Source organism: Ferrimicrobium sp., assembly GCA_022690815.1.
Classification (GTDB): Bacteria; Actinomycetota; Acidimicrobiia; order Acidimicrobiales; family Acidimicrobiaceae; genus Ferrimicrobium.
Genome location: JALCZJ010000012.1, coordinates 45992 through 66562 on the forward strand (window position 1 = coordinate 45992; position 20571 = coordinate 66562).

A 20571-nucleotide genomic window follows, 5' to 3' on the forward strand; every position below is an offset into this window, starting at 1 on the left:
ATGTCAGCCCTCCTGCGCAAGCGATGGCCACCGATCCGCCCACGCGAGAGCCGATTCAAACCACGAGCCCACCCGGATCAAGAGATCCTCTCGGCCGTAGGCAGCCACCAACTGGATGCCGATCGGCAGACGCGGCTCCTGATCGGACATGGCGAGTGGCAACGAAATCGTCGGTTGGCCAGATACGTTGAACTGACCGGTGAAGCCCAGGAACTCCAGCTGTCGATCCAGACCATGCCGTGGATCGCTCAGATAACCGAGACGCGGAGGAAGGCGGGGCGCAACCGGCGTTATGAGCAGGTCATAGCCGTCGATCTCAAAGAAGCTGGCCACCCTACGGGCATAGGATTGGAGCCAGTCGACCGACTCGATATAACGATGGGCTGGCAGCTTTCGGCCGAGTTCGACGAAGACACGGTTGTCCGACTCGATCTCATCGAGCGATACCTCCCGACCGAGCATGCGCTCGATCGAGCGCAACTGCTGGGCAATCGACCCCTTCACAACATCGACAAAGCGTGTCTGAAACTCCTCCTCCGCCAACGCCGCAGGCCAGGCATCGACCACCTGATGACCGTACTCACTCAGTAGATCCGCGATGCGTCGCACCGCCTGGGTTACCACGGGATCGGCGGTCGCAGCTTGAAGCAGCGGGTGATCGAGCACCCCGATACGCAGCGATCCAAACTCACGCCCGACCTCCTCGGTGAGCGGACGAGCGAAAGCCGGTGCCGCGTACGGATCACCACATCGATAACCAGACATCACATCGAGTACCCCTGCCGCGTCCCGGATCGTTCGTGTCAACGCACCATCGATCGTCGATCCGGCCCAACCATCACCGGCGAGAGGACCCTTTGAGACTCGGCCACGGGAGGGCTTGAGCCCCACTAGTCCACAGTAGCTCGCTGGGAATCGGATCGATCCACCGCCGTCACTCCCTTGGGCCACCGGCACCATACCAATCGCTACCGCTGCCCCGGAGCCACCCGAGGACCCACCCGAGGAGTACTCGAGCGCCCATGGGTTACGCGTCACTCCGGTGGAGACGGGTTCTGTCGTGATGTTGGTGCCAAACTCCGGGGCGTTCGTGCGGCCAAGGACGACAAATCCAGCGTTGATGAGCGATTCCACGTAGTAGCTCGTCACCCGAGCCCGGTAGTCAGCCTTGCGCAACACCGCCGAGCCCAACCAAAACGACTCACCCTCCTGGGCAGCTCCCAGATCCTTGAGCAGCAGCGGGACACCGGCAAACGGACCCGCACAACCTCGCAAGGCCTCGTCATGTGCACGGTCAAACCGATCCGCGATCACGGCATTCACGACGGGATTTAGCTGCTCGATGCGCGCAATCGCGGCGTCAACGACCTCGACGGCGCTCGCCTGTTTCGACGTGATAAGCTCGGCCAGTCCAGTTGCGTCGTAGCGCCAAAATTCGTCTTCGCCCACAGGTCCTCCTTCATGACTTTTCTGCTCGTATCCTGTTACCTGTCCCTGGTCTGGCGTGGACACCTATGCCAACGTTAGCATGCTGAGCGCGAGGCTGTCCATGGACCCAACGCCTGCGTACGACCCAAAGACCAGCTGCGAAGCGCCCCGCCTCCTGTGGAGGTGATCTACGTTGGGTCAAAACCGACCAAAGATGCGAGTGGGGTTTGAACCCCACTCGCATCTCAACCAATCGGGTCAAAGACGACCCAGCGACGATAACCGCGTTCGCTCGAATCTCATTCGGCCGCCTAGGAGCGCACGAGCGTCCGATCGACCTCCTCGTCACTGGCTTGCTCAAGCGTGCGCTGGCTGGCCTCTGGGATAAACAGCGCCACGCCAGCGGCAACGACCGTGACACCTGCGAGCACGTAGATTGCCACCGACTCACCAAAGTGAGCAAAGAGTGCAGGGAAGACGAAGGCGGTCAAGGTGGCGCCGATTCTTCCACTGGCAACCGTAAGGCCCTGGACAACGGTTCGGATCTTGGTTGGTGCCAACTCGACTCCGTTCATCCCGCTGGTAGGGACAGCACTGGCGATCCCGTTGGTCACGCTAAACAACCCCAACAGGGCGAGCCCGATCGCGGGAGCCATGATGACAACCGACCCTCGATACGCCCCGAAGATGACAAGGGCGACGGCGGAGATCAGCGACCAGCGCACCGTCATCGGACGACGGCCCCAACGATCAGACAGCCACGCCGCGATCAACAGCGACGGAATGGAGAAGGCACCGTAGCTGATCAAGGTAAAGACCTCGGGGCTCAGGCCAAGGCTCTTTGCGATCAACGTCGGGCCATAGAGTCCACTCGAGTAACCGATGATATCGAACATGAACCACAGCAGACAAGAGACGAGGATGGCGCGGGCGTTTCGGCGGAAGTAGAACCCAAGTCGGTTGCCATCGAGCAGCCTGACTCCTTTGAGATCAGCCTTGATGGCCTCCTCGGCATTGACCTCTCGCAACACTGCGCGGGTGGCCTCAGGATCTCCCTTCACGCGAGCCATAAAGCGAGCCGTCTCGGGGAGACGACGACGAAGATAGATCACGGTGAGGGCGGGGAGTGCGCCTGCTGCGAGCACGATACGCCACGTCGCTCCGTCAGAGAAGCCAAGTCCGTGACACGCCAGCGAGATGAGACCTGCCGCGATTGCTCCGGTAATCCACGAAACTCCAAAACCGACGATCATCATCTTGCCACGGCTCTTGCGGTTGGCGTGCTCTCCCATAATGGTCGGTGACAGCACATAGTCAGCCCCTGCGCCGATACCAAAGAGAAAGCGGACCGCAATGAGCCAAGCAACACCGGGCACGAAAGCCTGAGCCAGAGCGGTGATCGCCATGACGATGACGTCGAGCCCGTAGTAGCGCTTGCGACCATGGTTGCCCAAGATTCCAAACACAATGGCCCCAAGCGCCATACCGGCGAGCGCAGAACCAGTCAGGAATGATGACTGTAATCCGGTCAATGACTGCCGGCCAAAGCTCGCCAGCACGAGCGGCAAGACAATGGCGATCGACGAGAGGCTATAGCCATCGGTAAAAACTCCCATGCCAGTCGTGAACATCATCCGCGCGTGGAATCGGTTCGCTTGAACCTCGTCTGCGGGTGCAAAGATCGTTGATACTACCTGCTCAGATTTCGATTGATCCGCCATGCTCTCCTCCTGAGGATCGTCACGATCCCCTCGCTATTTCGACACCCTTTGGTGCTACTTCCTGTCCCGTTTCTCCCTGACTCTTTCCACTCAAATGACCACTAGATTTCGCCACCGCTTGCATGCGTCCTCAATAGTGCCGTACTCACCCGTCAACCAGCTGATCTCGAAGTCGATCGAGGATTGACGGTGCAACCCCGACACCAACCAGATAGGCCTCGGCTGAGCCGTACTCGACCTCGATCCAGGCCAAAAGCCCCTCCATCGTCTGTGGGTTGGCAGACAGGGCAGGCGAGTCAACCGAGAACGACTCACCGGGAGCCACCGATTGGCGCAACTCGTCCTCGGCGAGCGCCCAAAAGTGTTCCCTCGCGCGGGCCGTTGCCACATAATCGGCGACGATCAGCTCGTTTGGCACGCCAAGAACCGATAGCAGCAGCGCCGCAAGAACGCCGGTGCGATCCTTGCCGGCATAGCAGTGAAAGAGCGCAGGTCGATGACAAGGATCGGCCAGCAAGCGCACGCAACTCGCGAGTTCGTAACCACTCTCGAGCAGGTACGCACGGTAAAGCTCTTCGAGTGAACGTTGAGCGTTACCCTCCCTGGTCAATGTCGCACGCAACGGAGCGTGCATCGTCACCCCTGCCAGGCCACTCAATGGACCACTGCCAAAGCGCTCGACCTCGTCGTGACGTCGAAGGTCGATACGGGTACGGATTCCAACGCGGCTGAGCTGATCAAGGTCCGCTGCACTCAAGCGATGTGGCGAATCCCCCCGGTAGAGCTGACCTAACTGGACCACTCCCCCTCGTCCTGTGGAATAACCTCCGAGGTCACGAACGTTGGCCGCACCGTCAAGCTGCATCCACCGTTGTCGTTCATTCATTAGCTGACCATTATCGACGTTCGTGACATTGAAGGTATCCACATGCTCAGTCTTGATCTGTCAGGTAACCCTCAAGAGGCTGTGACATAGCTAAGACGTAAACAAAACCGAAAACTTTGGATCGATCGCCTCACCGACAGCGGCCATCGGGCGATTCGTTGGTCCATTCGTCGACGGCTGGGGCATCGAGCACGGTCTCCGCCGCTGGAACCTGCGTCACCCACAGACCTCCGACATGGAAGCGATAAGGTAGTAGACCACGGGGGGAACTATGCAACCATCTGAGCCACAAAAACTCCTTGCCCACCTCGACACCGACGGGCTGATCCACTTTGTCCAACGTCTCGTGCAGCTTCGAAGCGTCAACGACCCTATGGTTAGGGCGACCGAAGCGGCCGCGGCACAAGCGGTCATCGAACTTGCGCAAAGCTTTGGTTGGCATCCCATCGTCGACTACGTCCAACCAGGAAGACCGAACGTGATCATCGAACTGCACGGCGAGCGGCCGGGACCCAACCTCATCTTCGAGGGTCACACTGACGTCGTCTCGGAGGGCGACGGAAATCTATGGAGCTTCGATCCTTACGGCGGTGAGATCGTCGACGGACAGCTTCGAGGACGTGGCTCCGCCGACATGAAGAGCGGTCTTGGAGCCATGCTCTTCGCAGCACGGGCCCTTGAACTCAGTGGGGAACTCACGGGCTCACTCACGCTTGCAGCCCTCGTCGATGAGGAGGAGTTGATGCTCGGTGTCAAGGACTTCGTAGCCAAGGGCTATGCCAACGGTGCCATTGGGGCGATTGTTTGTGAACCTGAGGCCGGCGAAGTCTGTATCACGCAAAAGGGCGCCATTCGGCTCGAGGTTCGTTTTCATGGTCGCATCGCCCATGGAGCGATGCCAACGAAGGGTATCAATCCAATTGCCGCTATCGGTAGCATCCTCGCCTTCGCCCAGGAAACCGAGCAGGCGCTACAGCAAGAATATGGGAGTGATCCCCAGCTTGGGGCGATCTCGATCACCCCAACCGTCTTGGCCGCGGGATCCCGGGTCCAGCTCAACCTGACGCCGCCCACGGCGACAGCAGATTTCGACATTCGGACCACCCCTGCGCTCGACCACCGTGCACTCATCGAGGCCTTCGATCGACAGGTGCAATCGATCGCCGCCAGTCTTGGAGCCCGAGGGGAGATCGAGGTAATCGATGATCGCCCGCCAACGTCGATCGATGCTGAGACACCGCTCGTTCGGGCAGTGGTGGGCGCACACACCGAGGTTTATGGCACCAAACCGGCCTACGGAGGTGTGCCTGGTACGACCGATGGGACCATTCTCGTGCGAGATGCCCACCTACCCGTCGTGGTCTATGGGCCAGGGGGCAAGTGGATCGCTCACCAAGCAGACGAGTACGTCGAGGTTGATGACATCATCAGAGCCGCCAAGGTTTACCTGCTAGCCGCGCACACGCTACTCAACGCAGATTTGAGCCAGAGTTCGTAGCGCCAGGTTCTGCGATGGCCAATATCGCGCCATGGTCAGTAAGGCCAGCCGTGGTGTGTCGATCGGCCCTTGTGAGTTGGTGACGGGTCAGGCTGGAGGGTCAAAGCGTCCATCAGCCGCGAGCCAGCCCCCATCGACCACCAAATAGGAGCCGGTGACATAGGAGGAGGCTTGCGAGGCGAGGAACACGACCGCCCCTACCATCTCCGTGGGCTGTGCCCAACGACCAAGCATGGTCTTGTTTCGATAGGCCTCGTACCAGGCCTGGTTGTTCTTGATCTGGGAGGTCAGTGGCGTCTCCACGACTCCAGGAGCAATGGCATTTGCGCGAACACCTTGTGGCCCGAGCTCTGCCGCCAACACACGAAGCATCTGTAGCACGCCTGCCTTGGTCGCCGCGTAGACACCCTGCCCTGGCTCCACGACCTGGGCTCGAATGCTTGAGAAGGCGATAATGCTTCCTCCACCGTTCTGAGCCATTGCGCGCCCAAAGTCGCGCATCACACGAAAATTACCCTTCAGGTTGATCTCGATCACCCGATCAAACTCCTCATCGGTCACCTCGGACAACCGTTTGCGAACGTTGATCGCCGGCGTCGTGACGACGATATCTGGAGTGCCAACCTCGGCGAGAACTCGCGTCGAGGCATGAGGATCTGCTACATCAAAGTGAAGCAATCGGGCATCGGGGATCTCGGCAAGGTTGCGCTCAAGCGCCTGATCGTCAATGTCTGCGCACCACACTTGAGCCCCAAAGGCCGCCAAGCCCTGTGCTGAGGCGGCGCCAATGCCACTCGCTGCTCCGATGATGAGCGCCCGTTGTCCTGTGAGATCAAATAACCGTCCTAAGTCCTCCATCGAAGCTCCCTTCTTTAGCTCCTACGCTATCGCTTCTGATGTTATCTGTCGCAGGCCAGCGTTGCCCGAGCATCGAGGGCGGCCACGTCTCACCCAACGGCTGATAGCTCACCATCGCCGACCTTCGTTGCCTCGCTGGAGGCTACCTCGGATCCAACGCCCCCATGACCGGCTTCGGTCATCGCATGGTTCGTTTGATCAGACGCAACGATGCGTAGGTGGGCGAGCTGCATACGATCGCTACCGGGCGACGCTCATGTAAGGATTCCCGTGAGCTAAGCGAGCTAAAAGCCCCGGTTATAGCAGGCTGCGCGGTGATCCTTCGGTATGGTTAGAATCGGTGAGATGGAGGATGAGAGGGGGAGAGATGGCTAGTTCGCTTCGACATCTCGCAAAGGCATCGGTCTTAGTAGCAAGTGGAGCTCTGATGCTTTCGGCCTGTGGATCATCGAGTTCAACAACCTCATCAACGGCGAAGAGTACGCCGCTCCAGACGCTCACCATCGGATCGTCAAACGTTTTCCCCCCGACGCTCAACCCAACCGCCAACGCCTCACAGGCTATTGATGAGGTGATCGATTACAACGTGTTGCAACACCTGGTTCAGTTGGCACCCAACGGCTCAATCGTTCCCGTCCTCGCCAGCTCCTACACCGTGAGCGATGCCAACAAGGTTTACACCTTTACCATCCGCAAAGGTGTCAAATTTTCCAACGGCAACCCACTCACGCCTGCCGATGTCGTCTTTAGCATGAAGCGCGTCTATGCGCCAGGCTCTACCTACCCGTACGGGAAGATCTTCGACGTCTCTTCGGTGCGCCAAGTTGGCGCTGACCAGGTCCAGGTGACGCTGACGACGCCGAGCTGGAACTGGCTCTATGACCTAGCCGCCTATTCCAACGGTGTCATTCTCGACCCTTCGACCATCTCTACCATGGCCACCGATCCGGTTGGGACCGGGCCATTTAAGGTCACAGGAGAGGTCTCGAACTACTCGGTCACCCTCGCGCGGAACAATCAGTACTGGGGTTACAAACCACATGTGTCTGGCGTCGTTTTTCGCTACTTCTCCAACGCCGACGCGCTGAATGCCGCGCTTGAAAGTGGTCAGGTAAACATGATCGACAACCTCTCTGCGCCGTCGGACGCGACACTGTTTAAATCAAACCCCAAGTACAAGGTCGTATCCAGCCTGACCAACGGCAAGGTTCAGCTCACCTTGAACAACGCCTATGGCCCGCTGCGCAACAAACTGGTACGTCAAGCCATATTGTATGCAACCGACCGCAAGGCGATCATGGATGCCGCCTCCGGCGGCTACGGCCTGATCGACGGGACCGACAGTGTGCCAGCAGACCCGTACTACATCGATCTTGCCAGTGAATACCCTTACAACGTCACGAAGGCAAAGCAGCTCATGGCCCAGGCGGGCTATTCTAAAGGGTTCTCGCTTCAACTGATCTTGCCACCGTATTTCTACGCCAAGCTCGCCGCTCCACTGATCGTCTCCGAATTAGGCGCGATCAACATCAAGGTCAGCGTGTCAACCATCGACTTCCCACTGTGGATCTCACAGGTCTTTGAGGGTGGCGATTTTCAGGCAACGATCATCGATCAGGCGGAGGGCCGGGACGTCTCAAACTACGGCACCACCGGTTACTACTGGCACTATGCCAAGACACCGCAAGTCGCTGCAGAACTCTCCGCCGCAAACGCTGCGCCCACCAAGGCTCAGTGGATCGCGGGCTACCGCAAGGTCCTGAAACAGATCACCGGCGATGCCGTCAACGACTGGCTCTACATAGCCCCATTCATCACGGTCATCGATAAGGACATCGTAGGAATCCCAACGACGGCCTACACCGAGTCCTATAATCTGTCCTACGTTGGTATCGGTGGGACAATTCCAGCATCGGCAAAGCAGCTCGGCTATCTCAGTTGATGCCATGGCGACGCGGCTGTGCCAGAGTACGATTGAGGCGCAGGCTTTCGGAGCAGACGTGATCGGTAGCGAACGTGCAGGTTGGTGACCTGAGCGCTCCGTCGGTCGCCGTTCGACGCCAGTCGGGTCAGCCCCATGAACTCCGGCGATTCCTTCTTCGGCGCATTCTCACGCTGATCGTCACGCTCTGGTTGGCGTCGATGCTGGTGTTTGTGGTCCTCAACATCTTGCCCGGCAAGCCGGCCCAAGTTATCCTGGGGACACAAGCGACCCCAAGTTCGGTCGCTGCCCTCACCGCGAAGTTGGGGCTCAACCGACCATTAGTCGATCAGTATCTTCATTGGATCCACGGTCTTATCACCTTCAACCTCGGGAACTCCTACATATCAGCTCAACCGATTGCACCGGTCATCGGAGCCGCCCTCGCAGTGACAGGGCCGCTTGTGTTGGCGGGCCTTCTCGTTGGTCTCGTCATCGCGATACCACTTGGGATCACGAGTGCGCTGAAACACACACGGCGTTCGGGGATCATCCTTTCTGGTCTTGCACAGATTGGCATCGCGGTCCCGAACTTTGTGCTGGGCATTCTCTTCATCATCGTCTTTGCCGTCGATCTCAAGGTACTACCCGCTAGCGGGTTCACCACCTGGTCAACGAGCGTGACCGGTGCCTTGGAGTCGCTGGTGTTGCCGGCCATCGCCCTCGGTCTCGTCGAGGGAGCGATCTTGGCCCGCTACATTCGAGCCTCGGTCATCGAGGTGCTGCGCGCCGATTACCTGCGTACCGCCAGAGCCAAGGGCCTGCGGCCCAACCAGGCGCTCGTTCGCCATGGCTTGCGCAACGCGTCGATTCCGGTCCTCACGGTGTTTGGTCTTGAACTCTCCGGGCTGATCATCGGAGCCGTGGTCATCGAGGCAGTCTTTACGCTCCCAGGTCTTGGGAGTCTTCTGCTTTCTAGCGTTGCGAACCGCGATCTCATCACGGTTCAAGACATCGTCATGCTGGTCGCGAGCACGGTGCTCGTGGTCAATACCGTCGTCGACATACTGTATCGGGTCATAGACCCGCGGATGGGGCTACGATCTTGAGTGACGATCGCCAATTGAGCTCAACTCCTGAAGGAGTCGTGATCGAACAGCCACACAAGCATCGCCTTCGGCTTGGTGCCCTTGGCCCAAGCGCAACCATCGGCGCGGTCATCATCGGCGTAGTCGTCCTTGTTGCTATCGTCTCGATCTGGTGGACGCCCTATGGCCCCTTGGCCGTGAACACCAGCGCAGAATTTTTGCGCCCGAGCCTTGCCCATCCCTTGGGCACCGACCAGTACGGCCGCGATGTCCTCTCACGATTGATGAAAGGAACACAGCTCACCTTGCTTTCGAGCCTCGGCGCGGTCATCATCGCCTTGGCCATTGGAGTACCGGCCGGTCTCATCGCCGGGTTCAAACGAGGCGTCACCGGAGAGGTTATTATGCGAGGCGCCGATCTTCTCTACTCGTTTCCGGCGTTGCTCGCCGCCATCACGTTGGTCGCCGCCTTCGGCGCTTCGACGCTGACTGCTACGTTAGCCATCGGCATTGCGTCCATCCCTGTCTTTGTCCGAGTTACCCGTTCGACCACCCTCTCGGTGCTTTCGAACGACTACGTACTCGCGGCTCGAGCCTACGGTCGCTCCAACTTTCAGATCGCGCGACGTCATGTTCTGCCAAACATCATGGGAGTCCTTGTCGCACAGATTGCTCTCCTCCTGTCGATCACCATCCTGGCCGTCGCCGCCCTTTCTTACCTTGGCCTTGGAACCCCACCTCCGGCGCCGACGTGGGGCGGCATGCTGGAGAGTGCCCAGAGTTACCTCTACCAGGACCCGCTACTGGCGCTATGGCCGGGACTCGCCATCGCCATCACCGTCTTTGGGCTCAACGCCCTCGGCGATGGGGTTCGCGACCTGCTTGATCCAATGTTGAGAGGACGCTCGTGACGCTACTGGAGGTCGAAGACCTGCACCTTTCGATCGCAGGGATCGAACTTCTGCGCGGTGTGAGTTATTCAATTGATCCAGCACAACGACTTGGTCTGATCGGCGAGTCAGGTTCAGGCAAATCGCTCACAGCGCTCGCCGTCATGGGGCTGCTTCCTGAAGAGAGCATTCTCTCTGGGTCAATACGCTTGGCCGGCCGAGAGCTGATCGGTCTTGGGGAACGAGCGTATTCGAAGTTACGGGGTGATCGCATCGCCATGATCTTTCAAGAGCCAATGACCAGCCTTAATCCCCTGATGCGAGTGGGCAAGCAGATCAGCGAGGTAACGCGAATCCACCGAGGGCTTACTCGTAAAGCCAGCGCAACTGAGGCGATCGCTCTTCTCGCGCGTGTTGGCTTCGATCAGCCCGAACTGCAGGCTCGCGCCTTCCCCCACCAGCTCTCTGGTGGGCAACGCCAACGAGTGATGATTGCGATGGCGATCGCCTGTAACCCGGATCTCATCCTTGCAGACGAGCCGACGACGGCTCTCGATGTGACCGTCCAAGCGCAGGTACTCGAACTCCTCGCAGAGCTCACCGCAGAGCACGGGTGTGCTCTCATGCTGATCAGTCACGATCTAGCCGTGGTAGCCAATGTCTGTGATCGCATCCAGGTTATGTACGGGGGCACGATCGTCGAGTCAGGTGCTACCCACGAGCTCACCCATCGTCCCCAACATCCCTACACCCGCGCGTTGTTGGCGACCTCACACGGGATCGATGACCTCAATCAAGCGTTATTCGGCCAGCTGCCGACCATCCCCGGATCGGTTCCTGAGGCTGGCAATTTTCCCGCAGGTTGCACCTATCGCGGACGTTGTGAGCGCGAGTCAGAGCGATGCCAAACGCCGCCTACCGCGATCGGGGCCCAACATTTGGTCCGCTGCTGGCATCCCTACGTCCCCTCACCCGAGGAACGATAGATGGACACCGCACCTGCGTCTCCACCGATTGCGCCGCTGTTTGAACTGAGACACGTCAGCCACCGCTACGGGGGTCGAGTTCGGAGCGTGCTGGCCCTCGATGACCTCAACCTTGCGATAGACAATGGTGAGCGTGTCGGCATCGTCGGCGAATCGGGGTCGGGCAAGTCGACCCTGGCACGGCTGCTCGTCGCGCTGACGAAGCCGAGCGAAGGAGAGATCCTCTTTCATGGACAACCGCTCGCGACAAAGCGCGCGGCCTTGCTCGATTTTCGCCGTGAAGTACAGATCGTCTTCCAGGATCCGTTTGGCTCGCTGGATCCAAGGCTCAGCGTCGGCGAGTCCATCGCAGAGCCTTTGCGCTCCTTGAACATCGGGGGAGATTACGGTGCCCGCATGCGGGAGCTGATCGAAGCTGTGGGTCTTCCGGCAAACAGTCCTTCGCTCTATCCTCATCAACTCTCCGGAGGGCAGCGTCAACGGGTGGCGATTGCACGAGCTCTTGCGCCAGGACCTAGTACGCTGATCGCTGACGAGGCGGTCTCGGCCCTTGATGTGTCGGTCCGAGCACAGGTCTTAAATGTGATCGCCAACCTCGTCCAAGATCTTGGCCTGACCCTCATCTTCATCTCCCACGATATGTCCGTCGTGCGCCATGTCTGCTCCCGGGTAATCGTCCTCTTTCGGGGCCATGTGGTCGAGGACGACTCAACCGAGCACATCTTCAAGAACCCCCAACACCCCTATACCCAGACGCTGTTGGCCTCAACTCCACGTCTGCCATGAGGTCTAACACCGCCACCAGTACCCCTATCAGCTAGGCTCTGAGGCAATGTCAAACGACGATCTCTCTGATCACAAGGCTGATGACAGAATTGCCCTCGTCACCGGCGCCAACGGGGGGCTTGGACGGTGGTGTGTCTTGGGTCTCGCCAAGGCGAAGGTCACTGTCGTACTCGGGTGTCGAAGCCCAGAGCGAGGTCAAGCGACAGTAGCGTGGATCCGACGACGGATACCGGATGCTCGGCTTGAGGTACTCGCGCTAGATTTAGCGACGCTGTCGTCGGTTCGTGAGAGTGCCGAGCGCTTTGTAGCACAACACGACAAGCTCGACATTCTGATCAACAACGCCGGTGTCATGATGTTGCCAGCGGCACTGACCCACGATGGTTTCGAGCAGCAGTTTGCGATCAACTATCTCTCCCACTATGCCCTCACCGCCCACCTTTGGCCCCTGCTCATGGCCAGTGTGGAGCCCCGAGTGGTCTCCGTATCGAGTCTCATGGCCAATCAAGGTCACATACGTCTCGGCGATCTTGGAGGCATCAGGGGCTACAGTCGCACCCAGGCTTACGCACAATCAAAATTGGCCTGTCTCCTGTTCGCTCGCGAGCTCAGCCGCCGAGCTCAAGCCAACAACGTGGTCCTTATCAGCGCTGCGGCACATCCGGGATTTGCAAACACCGGACTACAACGGCGAACGGGTCGGGCGAATCTCGGGCGGGTGGGAGAGTATGCGATGTTGGCGGCCAATCTCGCCTTCGCCCAACCGGCACAGCGAGGTGCAATCCCGCTGCTCGAGGCGGCACTGGCTCCCGGATTGGCCAATGGGGCCTACCTTGGCCCGAGTGGGCCTGGGGAACTCTGGGGTCATCGAGCCAAACTCGCTCGTCTTCCGAGAGCGGCCCGCGATGATGAGGTAGCCGCCGAACTTTGGGACCTCTCAGCCACCTTGTCTGGTGTGCAGCCCCCGCTGTAACCGCGTCGGCCACGTTGATCACAAGCCAATCGCATAAACCTGCTGCAATGCGTGGATCAGCTCGTTGCAACTACCCCGGAGATAATTAGCATTTAGCTTTCCAACTGGTGTTTTGTCAGATCTGTCCGTTGACAGTAGGCATGAAAGGAGGGCCCTGAACAGGTAGGAGTTGTCGCAAGGAGAGCCACGGGCGCGTGATGAACTTCAACGCACAGGGGCCTGTGGGTCGACAACGGTTCGTGCTGACGCCCTGGCTGGAGCCGGGACCGCTTGAGAATCAGGCTGGCCCTGCAAGTGCTGGCAGGCCGGACAGACTCCTTTGAAGACGATCTCGACTCCTGTGATGATGAAGCCGAATTGTTGCTGCTGGTCGAGTCTCAAACGATCATCGCCAACAGGGTGCACGTCTTGCAACGCCTGGCAGTTGGTACAGACAAGATGGTGATGCGCTTTAGCGACATTCGGGTCATAGCGCTTCACTCCATCGTCAACGGCGACAACGCGGAGCTCTTGCATGGCGACCAGCTCCCGAAGGGTGTTGTAGACCGTGGCCTGACTGATCTCGTCTAAACGCTGTCGCGCCTGTTGATAGACCTCCTCTGCGCTCAAGTGGACGTTATCGCCCTCGAGAACCTCGGCGACAACTCGACGCTGAGCGCTCAGTCGCCAACCCCGATCTCGTAATCGATCGATCAGTTGCACTTGATTCACGTCTATCGCCTCCCACCATTTCAGTCTAGGACTTACGCCCCAGTGAGATCATCGGCATGGGGGCACCCCTTTTACCGAGAGCAGTCGATCAAGATCAGGACAACTCTGGCGGCTTCACAGTGGGCCACACCAGAGACCGTACGTATACCGGGTCACTACGCACGGACTAGCCGCAGTCAAATCGTCACCAGTATCGAACGAATTGACCGCAACACAGGCTCTCAACCGAACCCTAGTGGGCAGCTTGGCCCACAATGAACTGGTTGCTACTTGCGAGCGCTCGCCACGAAAACCGGAATGCGACGCTCGGTTTTCGTTTGATATTCCGCATACGGTGGGAACGCTGCTACCGCGCGCTCCCACCAGATGACGCGCTCTTGGCCTTCCACCTGTCTGACGAGAGCATCCATCACAAGTTCACGGTCATGAATCGTCACCTGATCAGGGTGCGCGATCAAGTTGTAATACCAAAACGGATGCTCTGGCGCGCCACCCTTCGACGCCACCAGCGCATACTCTCCGTCATGCTCGACACGCATCAACGGAGTCTTGCGCAACTTGCCAGTCTTAGCTCCGAGCGTCCAGAGGATGATCACCGGCAAGCCCGTGTCAGAGAGCGTTCCTCCCTCTCGTCCGTTTGTACGCTCATAAAGATCTACTTGATTGCGAACCCACTCTTGGGTGCTCGGCACATAGTCACCGGATAATGGCATATGACAAGTATAGAGCTAACCGTCAGGACGCTAGCAAAACGCATGCCAACTGGATAAAGAGGAGGTGGTGAAATCTCAGGTCTTCCGCGTGACCCGCCTCGCGTACTCACCGACTATCACCTCTCATCGCCCTACTGCAAGGCTGTCTGAGCGAAGCAACACGCACCATGAGTGCTGCGGTCGGTCCGCGCAGAGGCAACTCACCGAGAATTAGATAACCCTGCTGTAGTGCCGTAGCACCGGTGCAACAGGCCACGACCCTGCGGACCTGTCGCCATCGGCCCTTGAAGTGCTCTGGTGTAGGTGCCGGGCTTTGTCCCGCCTCTGGTTCTTAGGTGGGCCGTTGTCCACGCTGCACCCCAAACCGTATCAATCTCCTAGTAAATGCACCTGCGTCCACGTTCATCCAACAGTCCTGGATCTAAGGCACAGCCTGGTGGCATGACACCACTACGTTCACAACCACAAACCGGTCGGCACCAACCACATGCGAGTGCCCAACATCTCGGCCATCAGACATCCGGCTTACATCGCGCCACCCGTTTCAAGCCGCGCGCGGCCAAGTACGAAGTCCCTAAGGCCGGAATGCCGCCGTAGTAGAGTAGCCACCTCGGCCTCAACGAGGTATAGGTGCAAGTCTCTCGACCTTACAGTGGTACGTGATAGTCGCAGGTTATTATTTTTCTAATAGTTTTTTTTATTATTGCTTGTTCTATTATGCTTTCCATTCGCCACACCCGAGTCTACTTCAGCCACACTTGACTATCAAGCCTGCGGGCCATCGTTAGGTTCACGTGGCGTGATCCACAACCAACTACCGTGCCTAGAGACAGGAATCTTAAATTTCCTTTCTGACTGTCTCTCGTTTTTAAGGTGCCGTAGCGTCACGTTGTGACCTTAGCGAGACGTATCGATGGATACAGAGAATAGCTCTCTATACAGGTCAAATGCTCAATACAATCAAACTTCCCTTATGTGGCCTAGGGATCCACAATCCGGAGAGTTCACAAAGATGAGGCTTACTGCGCTAACATCGTGCACTTTGTAGTTCACGATAGTTCGTACCATACTGACGAACTCTGTGTGGTCACAGAGGATTCATCAACACGGTGACTCGACACGTGAGCCACGTTGTGCCGGGTGGACGGCGGTGGGGATATCTACTACTATCCTTATGGTTATGAACTCTTCCATGACTATACCAATACATCACAAGGGTGCGGCGGCGGCCATCGTTATCAGTATCGCAGTGTCGATGGTCCTCGCTGTCCACTTCTTCCACCAGTCGGCGGCATTGGTGCCCGAGATGGGCGCCGTTGGCTCAGGACTCTTGTTCTTTAGGAATCGTTCGTGGCTGGACCAATTGATCCCGTTCTACGCCTACATTGTGATCGCAGCGATCTTTGGGCTCTCCATATCAATGTATGTCGATATCCCGGTCTGGCTCAAAATCCCCCTGGTACTTGCAGTGGTGTTCACGGGGTTGGTAATCTCAAAGGTGCCTGCATTGCCTGCGCTCTCGGCAGGACTTTTACCGATCTACCTGGACATCCACTCATGGTGGTATCCGATAGCGGTGGCCACCCTCATGGGAATCGAAGCCCTTGTGGCTTTGCTCTGGCTCAAGCCAGACTTTCGCCGGGACCGCACCACGCCATGGAAACTCGAGCATGTTGGTAGGGTCGTTGGCTCGCTTGTGATAGCTCTGCTTGTGATGCTCGCATTCGGCACCCCTTTGTTGATGGTTCCCCCGCTGTTGGTAGCGATGTCTGAGCGCGCCCAACATCTTTCGCGAACCCGCCTGGTGTCTGACGATATCATCACGGTGGTTTGGTTGGTCACTCCATTGGAACTATCGATCGGTCTACTGCTCTGGACTCACGATCCATATTTGATCGTTATCTCGCTGCTCATCGCCTATGCCGGGTCTGCCGCATTGAAAAAGCAGATTGGACCGGTATTTGCATTGGCGATGGTCCCGTTGCTGTTCAGTTATGCGGTCGACGAGCGGCTGATAGGCTTTGCCCTGATTGGATCTGTCGTAGCACAGTTCAGCCCTCTCATAACCGCAAACATAGTCAAGATGTTAAACGCTACTCGTCGCGCGACCGTGTCCTGATGAGAGCCGTTTGCAATGCTCGGTCACCCTGTCCGAATGCGTAGCTGCCAATTGCGGAATCCTCCCTTAACTTAGCGACTTTCCTCTTTTATGACTCCTTGATACCCACTGGGTGTTGGCGGCCTCTTGGCAGTGACGTTGAGCAGTCCCGTCAGTGTTGGCGATCTGATGCAATCGCTCCGACACACGGTCGGCCCACGCAGTGATGCTAGGCTCAACGAAGCACTTACACGCCAACCACCGGCGGGGGTGAATGGGCTGCCGCTGGCCCTACAGGTTTTGCTGCCGCATCACCCTTCCTTGTTGACTCGCCCCCATCTGCACAGGCGGGGAAGGCTGCAACTACACGCCAAGCACTCCCGGATGGTAGTACGAGTTGTCTCAGAGACCCTTTGGTGGGCCGTTCGCGAAACTGGTGTGACCTGCCTGAATGAAAGGTCAAGGATTGCAGAATCCTCTCTTAACATAGCGACGTTCCTTTTTTATATTGAATGCGAGATAGGTCGCTAGCGAGGGAGTAGAGATTCAGAGTTTTGGCACTGCCATACTTTTGACAACAACTCCCAGTCGATTGCCAAGGTGACCAACAATCTCGGAGAGCGCTGCACCAAACCCATAAGCGGAGTCTTCACACTCGAGGAGAGCAAATCCACGTCAAGAGGCTCATGATCATCATGACGGCTGACTGTATGTCGCCGAGGACGCGTATTATCACCTCATTCCTCTAGTGCAGAACTTGACTGCTCGACCCATCAACAAACTTCGCGATTAACACCGGCTTGGACATCAGTGATAATTCACCTCGTAGAGACCTTCCGACGTGGATCAACACGCTGGTTGGCAACACCAAGAAGTTCACCGATGGCACCTATCACGGAAGAGAAGAGCACAAACAGCTCTACATGGAGGAGTTCGTCTACCGGTTCAACCGCAGACGCATTAGATCATCTCTGGTCAATCGGCTCCTGAACACCTGCGTTCAGAGCACACCTCATCCATTTATCTCGACTCGTGGTGTGCAACAGGGCGTGGCTTGTGAATCTTTATAAGTATGTATATCTTTGCGTATAGGCAACTCAGGAGTCGGATGGTACCACATAAATGTTACCCACGGCATTACGAATCCACAAATAATCATCGAGACTATTGAGGACAGCACCCTGATTTGGACCAACGTGAAACCTGAGGGTTACGGTTGTGTATCAGACCAGTGCGAGGGCCAATTCTATATTGGTAACATTCCCACCCCAATCTATACCTATGCATGGGTAGTCATGGGTGGGGGGGATTTCGTTAATGATTTCGTGAGTCCGATCGGCGCTACTACCACGTTTTGTAGAGACTATAGTGGACTCTGCCCAGGCATTATCAATTCCGTCAGTGGCTAGCGCAGAAATCAGTTAGAGTGACATCATGGACAGTGACAATCAAGCAATTGAGAACGCTCGGCGTGACTACGACCGTCCAGGACACCGGACCACTTACTTTGTAAGGCAAATGCTGACACTACCCTACGTAGCTGCTTGCGTTGGACTTGAGCCGCTCCTTGGGTCAAAGCGACGCATTCGTGGGTGTTTCTTCGAAGGTTTTGGGGTGATGCATCTCTTCTTTTCGGAGCGCAACGATCCTGAACGTATTTCAGCACTCACGCTGAACTCGTACGGGACCTGGACCCCCGACCGTCTTTCGATCGTCATCCACGGGTTGCTCACCGGGCAACTTGGCTTAGTCGAAGTCGAAGACCAGTGCCCCTTTGCCGAGTACCTCAGTGCCCATCCAGAAGAGCCGGTCGATCGGCTCATCGATCGCTTCTACGCGATCGACACCTCGGCCCCGAGTGACCTGCTAGCGAAGAATGCTCCCTTTGCTTGGCCGTCAACGTATGGAGTACACGAATCCCTCAAGATCTCTTGGAGTGTTCTGCTCGTAAGTGGCCATTATGTCGGATTGGAGCGTTGGGAGAGTCTGTCCGAAAGTGAGGACGAGCGCAACGGCGATTCACAAGCCTCGCTGAACCCTGACGATCCCGATGATCAGCAAGAGGCATCTCCTCAATTGCTCGGGTTTGTAGCTCTCTCTGGTCAGACCGTACGCTACTACCGACGAGAGGGCCCACTGACTGTCGCCTATCAATACGATGTCGATAATGCAGATGCAATACGGTTTGGTACCGAGAATATTTGTGATTTTCTGGGCGGATCGTTCTCTTTGGAGTCCACTCAAATGCGCAAAGCCATCGGAGATCTCCCAATAAATGAGGTCGCAGAAGTCACGTTCGCGAACGGGGTCAAGCTGCTCTTTCGTCCCGAAGGACCAGCGAGGCTTGAACCAGGGCCCCCAGGATCCCCATGGGATGCTGCCTGTCCCGGCGATGGCTTTGCTTCCATTGTGATCAGGATCTGAAATCTGACGTGTCCCCACCACTCCGCTCAAGCCAGCAAGCTTGGACGTTGACGATGATGCCGGCGATTCGCATTGACGACTATATCCCTAAGGTCTCGCCAGTTCGTTGGCATAAGGAGCAGACTTGGAGCTAAGACGAAATAACACTTGCGCTCACAAAACAATGACGCTGATCACTTGCTTTCACTTCACAGAACGTTTCTCCAGCACATCTGCGTGCGCGGACTGTCCGGAGGGTTACGCTTCCAATACCTTGGCACAATAACCGAGGTACCCGCATCCAACCGTTTGGTTGAGAACGTATTGCCAGCTAGGTGAAACGGGACGGAAACCTTGAGACTGTCATGTCTCAAATCTGTGACAGTGAAAGCAATGCGGACAAGATTGCCCTGGCCATTCGTCGGTTAGCCACCGCGATGTCGACCAGCGAGCCGAAGCAACTTTGGCACAACCCCAACGGCAACCAAGGCGACTAGCAGGACTACATCGAGAACCGTGGAGCCGGGCGTAAGCCGACGTGTTACGAGTTGAGCGATAAGCGCTACCCCAAGCACCACCACGGCAACGAATAAAAGTACCTGCGACGCGTGTCCAACTCGCTCCATTGTCGGCGAAATCACCATGTTGTTGGACGCCCGAGCCCCAACACTTCTCTTTCTAGAGGGAAGCAGCAAGAATCTCACGGCTGGTTTAGCCTTGGCCGGATCGAGATTAACTCCTACGCTGAGCGCTACGGCTACGCCAACAACGATTGAAAGGCAAGATCCGAGAAAGCTCCGGTCTAAGCTCGCGAGCCACACCAGGTGCAAGACCCGCGCCACAATCGTTGACAGCAACCTGACGACGAGGGCGGTACCAAACATGACTACGCTGAGGAAAGCCTGCATGGTTGGTTTGCGATTCATGTTCATAACATACCCGCATTCATCGATACATTCAGCTTTGCTTACAGACGGCCAGTAGCGTCGGATCCGACGCGAGGCACTGACAGTGAGGAAAACGTCTGAGCGAGCCAGCTTGACTCAATAGCAGTCACGCACTCACCCGTTATGTTGGACCCAATTGCCCCTCCAACCCAGATATCCCCTAAGCCCCCAGTAAAGTAAGTAATAACTCACCACCTAAGACTCCAACCACGCAATCACCCACTAATAACCCGCCACTATTACCCGTCGCCTTAATATACAGTGTACTTCCGTTGATGTACACATACTTCTCCATATAGTCTTCGATCCGCACGTGCCGCCCGGATCACAAATCAAGTTTGGATTAACTGATAGATTCGGGCTGGCTCCACCTATGCCACTAGAAGTAGGTTGGGTTGCCTCACCTGAGTGACTCGCCGTCAACCCGATCCCAGTCCCCAAGCTAGCGAGACCAAGACTCAGAGCTACTACTGCCCCCCCTCAAACCATATTCCGTACTTTCATCATTACCCCTGCTGGTAATCATCGCTACCAGAGTTATCGCCTGGTGCAATCGAAAACCTAACACAACATGGCGACGATTGCACGACATTTTCAGTTATTATCGAGAGTTTATCATCTAGCAGGGATTTTGACGGACCTTCCATGGGAGTGCCAGCTCCCG

Annotated in this window: 16 protein-coding genes and 1 pseudogene; 10 read left to right on the top strand and 7 right to left on the bottom strand. The window is 57.2% G+C overall.

The features are described 5' to 3' along the window. Window positions 1–3 precede the first annotated feature (3 nt). From MP439_05395 to MP439_05405, 3 genes are all read right to left on the bottom strand, one after another. Complete coding sequence (locus tag MP439_05395; GenBank protein MCI2975496.1) at window positions 4–1449, bottom strand: amidase; 1446 nt, start codon at window positions 1447–1449, stop codon at window positions 4–6. 290 nt (window positions 1450–1739) lie between these two features. Next, entirely contained in the window at window positions 1740–3149 is a 1410-nt protein-coding gene (locus MP439_05400; GenBank protein ID MCI2975497.1) for an MFS transporter, read from the bottom strand. A gap of 145 nt (window positions 3150–3294) precedes the next feature. After that, entirely contained in the window at window positions 3295–4035 is a 741-nt protein-coding gene (locus MP439_05405; protein ID MCI2975498.1) for a tyrosine-protein phosphatase, read from the bottom strand. Between the two features lie 271 nt (window positions 4036–4306). On the opposite strand from MP439_05405, the gene MP439_05410 reads away from it, so the two are divergent. Continuing rightward, entirely contained in the window at window positions 4307–5533 is a 1227-nt protein-coding gene (locus MP439_05410) for a M20 family metallopeptidase (GenBank protein ID MCI2975499.1), read from the top strand. Between the two features lie 87 nt (window positions 5534–5620). Here MP439_05410 and MP439_05415 read toward each other — a convergent pair whose 3' ends face one another. Next, window positions 5621–6391: an SDR family oxidoreductase gene (locus MP439_05415; GenBank protein MCI2975500.1), complete on the bottom strand. Its 771-nt coding sequence runs from the start codon at window positions 6389–6391 to the stop codon at window positions 5621–5623. A gap of 367 nt (window positions 6392–6758) precedes the next feature. Here MP439_05415 and MP439_05420 point away from each other — a divergent pair, with 367 nt between their 5' ends. The 6 genes from MP439_05420 to MP439_05445 all read left to right on the top strand — a co-directional run bounded on the left by MP439_05420 (window position 6759) and on the right by MP439_05445 (window position 13035). Further along, window positions 6759–8333, top strand: coding sequence for an ABC transporter substrate-binding protein (locus tag MP439_05420; GenBank protein ID MCI2975501.1), 1575 nt, complete (start codon window positions 6759–6761; stop codon window positions 8331–8333). 74 nt (window positions 8334–8407) lie between these two features. Continuing rightward, window positions 8408–9421, top strand: a complete 1014-nt coding sequence (locus MP439_05425) for an ABC transporter permease (GenBank protein ID MCI2975502.1) — start codon at window positions 8408–8410, stop codon at window positions 9419–9421. 38 nt (window positions 9422–9459) lie between these two features. Further along, window positions 9460–10311: an ABC transporter permease gene (locus tag MP439_05430; protein MCI2975503.1), complete on the top strand. Its 852-nt coding sequence runs from the start codon at window positions 9460–9462 to the stop codon at window positions 10309–10311. Then, window positions 10308–11276, top strand: coding sequence for an ABC transporter ATP-binding protein (locus MP439_05435; protein MCI2975504.1), 969 nt, complete (start codon window positions 10308–10310; stop codon window positions 11274–11276). Before MP439_05430 ends, MP439_05435 begins: the two co-directional genes overlap by 4 nt. After that, the gene (locus MP439_05440; protein MCI2975505.1) at window positions 11277–12062 is read left to right on the top strand and encodes an ATP-binding cassette domain-containing protein; all 786 of its coding nucleotides are present in this window, start codon (window positions 11277–11279) and stop codon (window positions 12060–12062) included. Between the two features lie 46 nt (window positions 12063–12108). Further along, complete coding sequence (locus MP439_05445; protein ID MCI2975506.1) at window positions 12109–13035, top strand: SDR family oxidoreductase; 927 nt, start codon at window positions 12109–12111, stop codon at window positions 13033–13035. Window positions 13036–13239: 204 nt separating this feature from the next. Here MP439_05445 and MP439_05450 read toward each other — a convergent pair whose 3' ends face one another. Together MP439_05450 and MP439_05455 are read right to left on the bottom strand one after the other, a co-directional pair. After that, window positions 13240–13746 (bottom strand): transcriptional repressor, encoded by a 507-nt coding sequence (locus tag MP439_05450; protein MCI2975507.1) that lies wholly within the window; start codon window positions 13744–13746, stop codon window positions 13240–13242. A 266-nt stretch (window positions 13747–14012) separates the two neighbouring features. Then, on the bottom strand, window positions 14013–14459 hold the full coding sequence (locus tag MP439_05455; GenBank protein ID MCI2975508.1) for a nitroreductase family deazaflavin-dependent oxidoreductase: 447 nt from the start codon (window positions 14457–14459) through the stop codon (window positions 14013–14015). Between the two features lie 1192 nt (window positions 14460–15651). Here MP439_05455 and MP439_05460 point away from each other — a divergent pair. The 3 genes and pseudogenes from MP439_05460 to MP439_05470 all read left to right on the top strand — a co-directional run bounded on the left by MP439_05460 (window position 15652) and on the right by MP439_05470 (window position 18981). Then, window positions 15652–16578 (top strand): hypothetical protein, encoded by a 927-nt coding sequence (locus tag MP439_05460; GenBank protein ID MCI2975509.1) that lies wholly within the window; start codon window positions 15652–15654, stop codon window positions 16576–16578. An 821-nt stretch (window positions 16579–17399) separates the two neighbouring features. Next, a pseudogene (locus tag MP439_05465) lies at window positions 17400–17627 on the top strand (IS1595 family transposase). Between the two features lie 364 nt (window positions 17628–17991). Beyond that, entirely contained in the window at window positions 17992–18981 is a 990-nt protein-coding gene (locus MP439_05470) for a hypothetical protein (GenBank protein MCI2975510.1), read from the top strand. A 404-nt stretch (window positions 18982–19385) separates the two neighbouring features. Here the strand turns inward: MP439_05470 and MP439_05475 are convergent, their stop codons facing one another. After that, complete coding sequence (locus MP439_05475; protein MCI2975511.1) at window positions 19386–19886, bottom strand: hypothetical protein; 501 nt, start codon at window positions 19884–19886, stop codon at window positions 19386–19388. Between the last annotated feature and the right edge of the window lie 685 nt (window positions 19887–20571).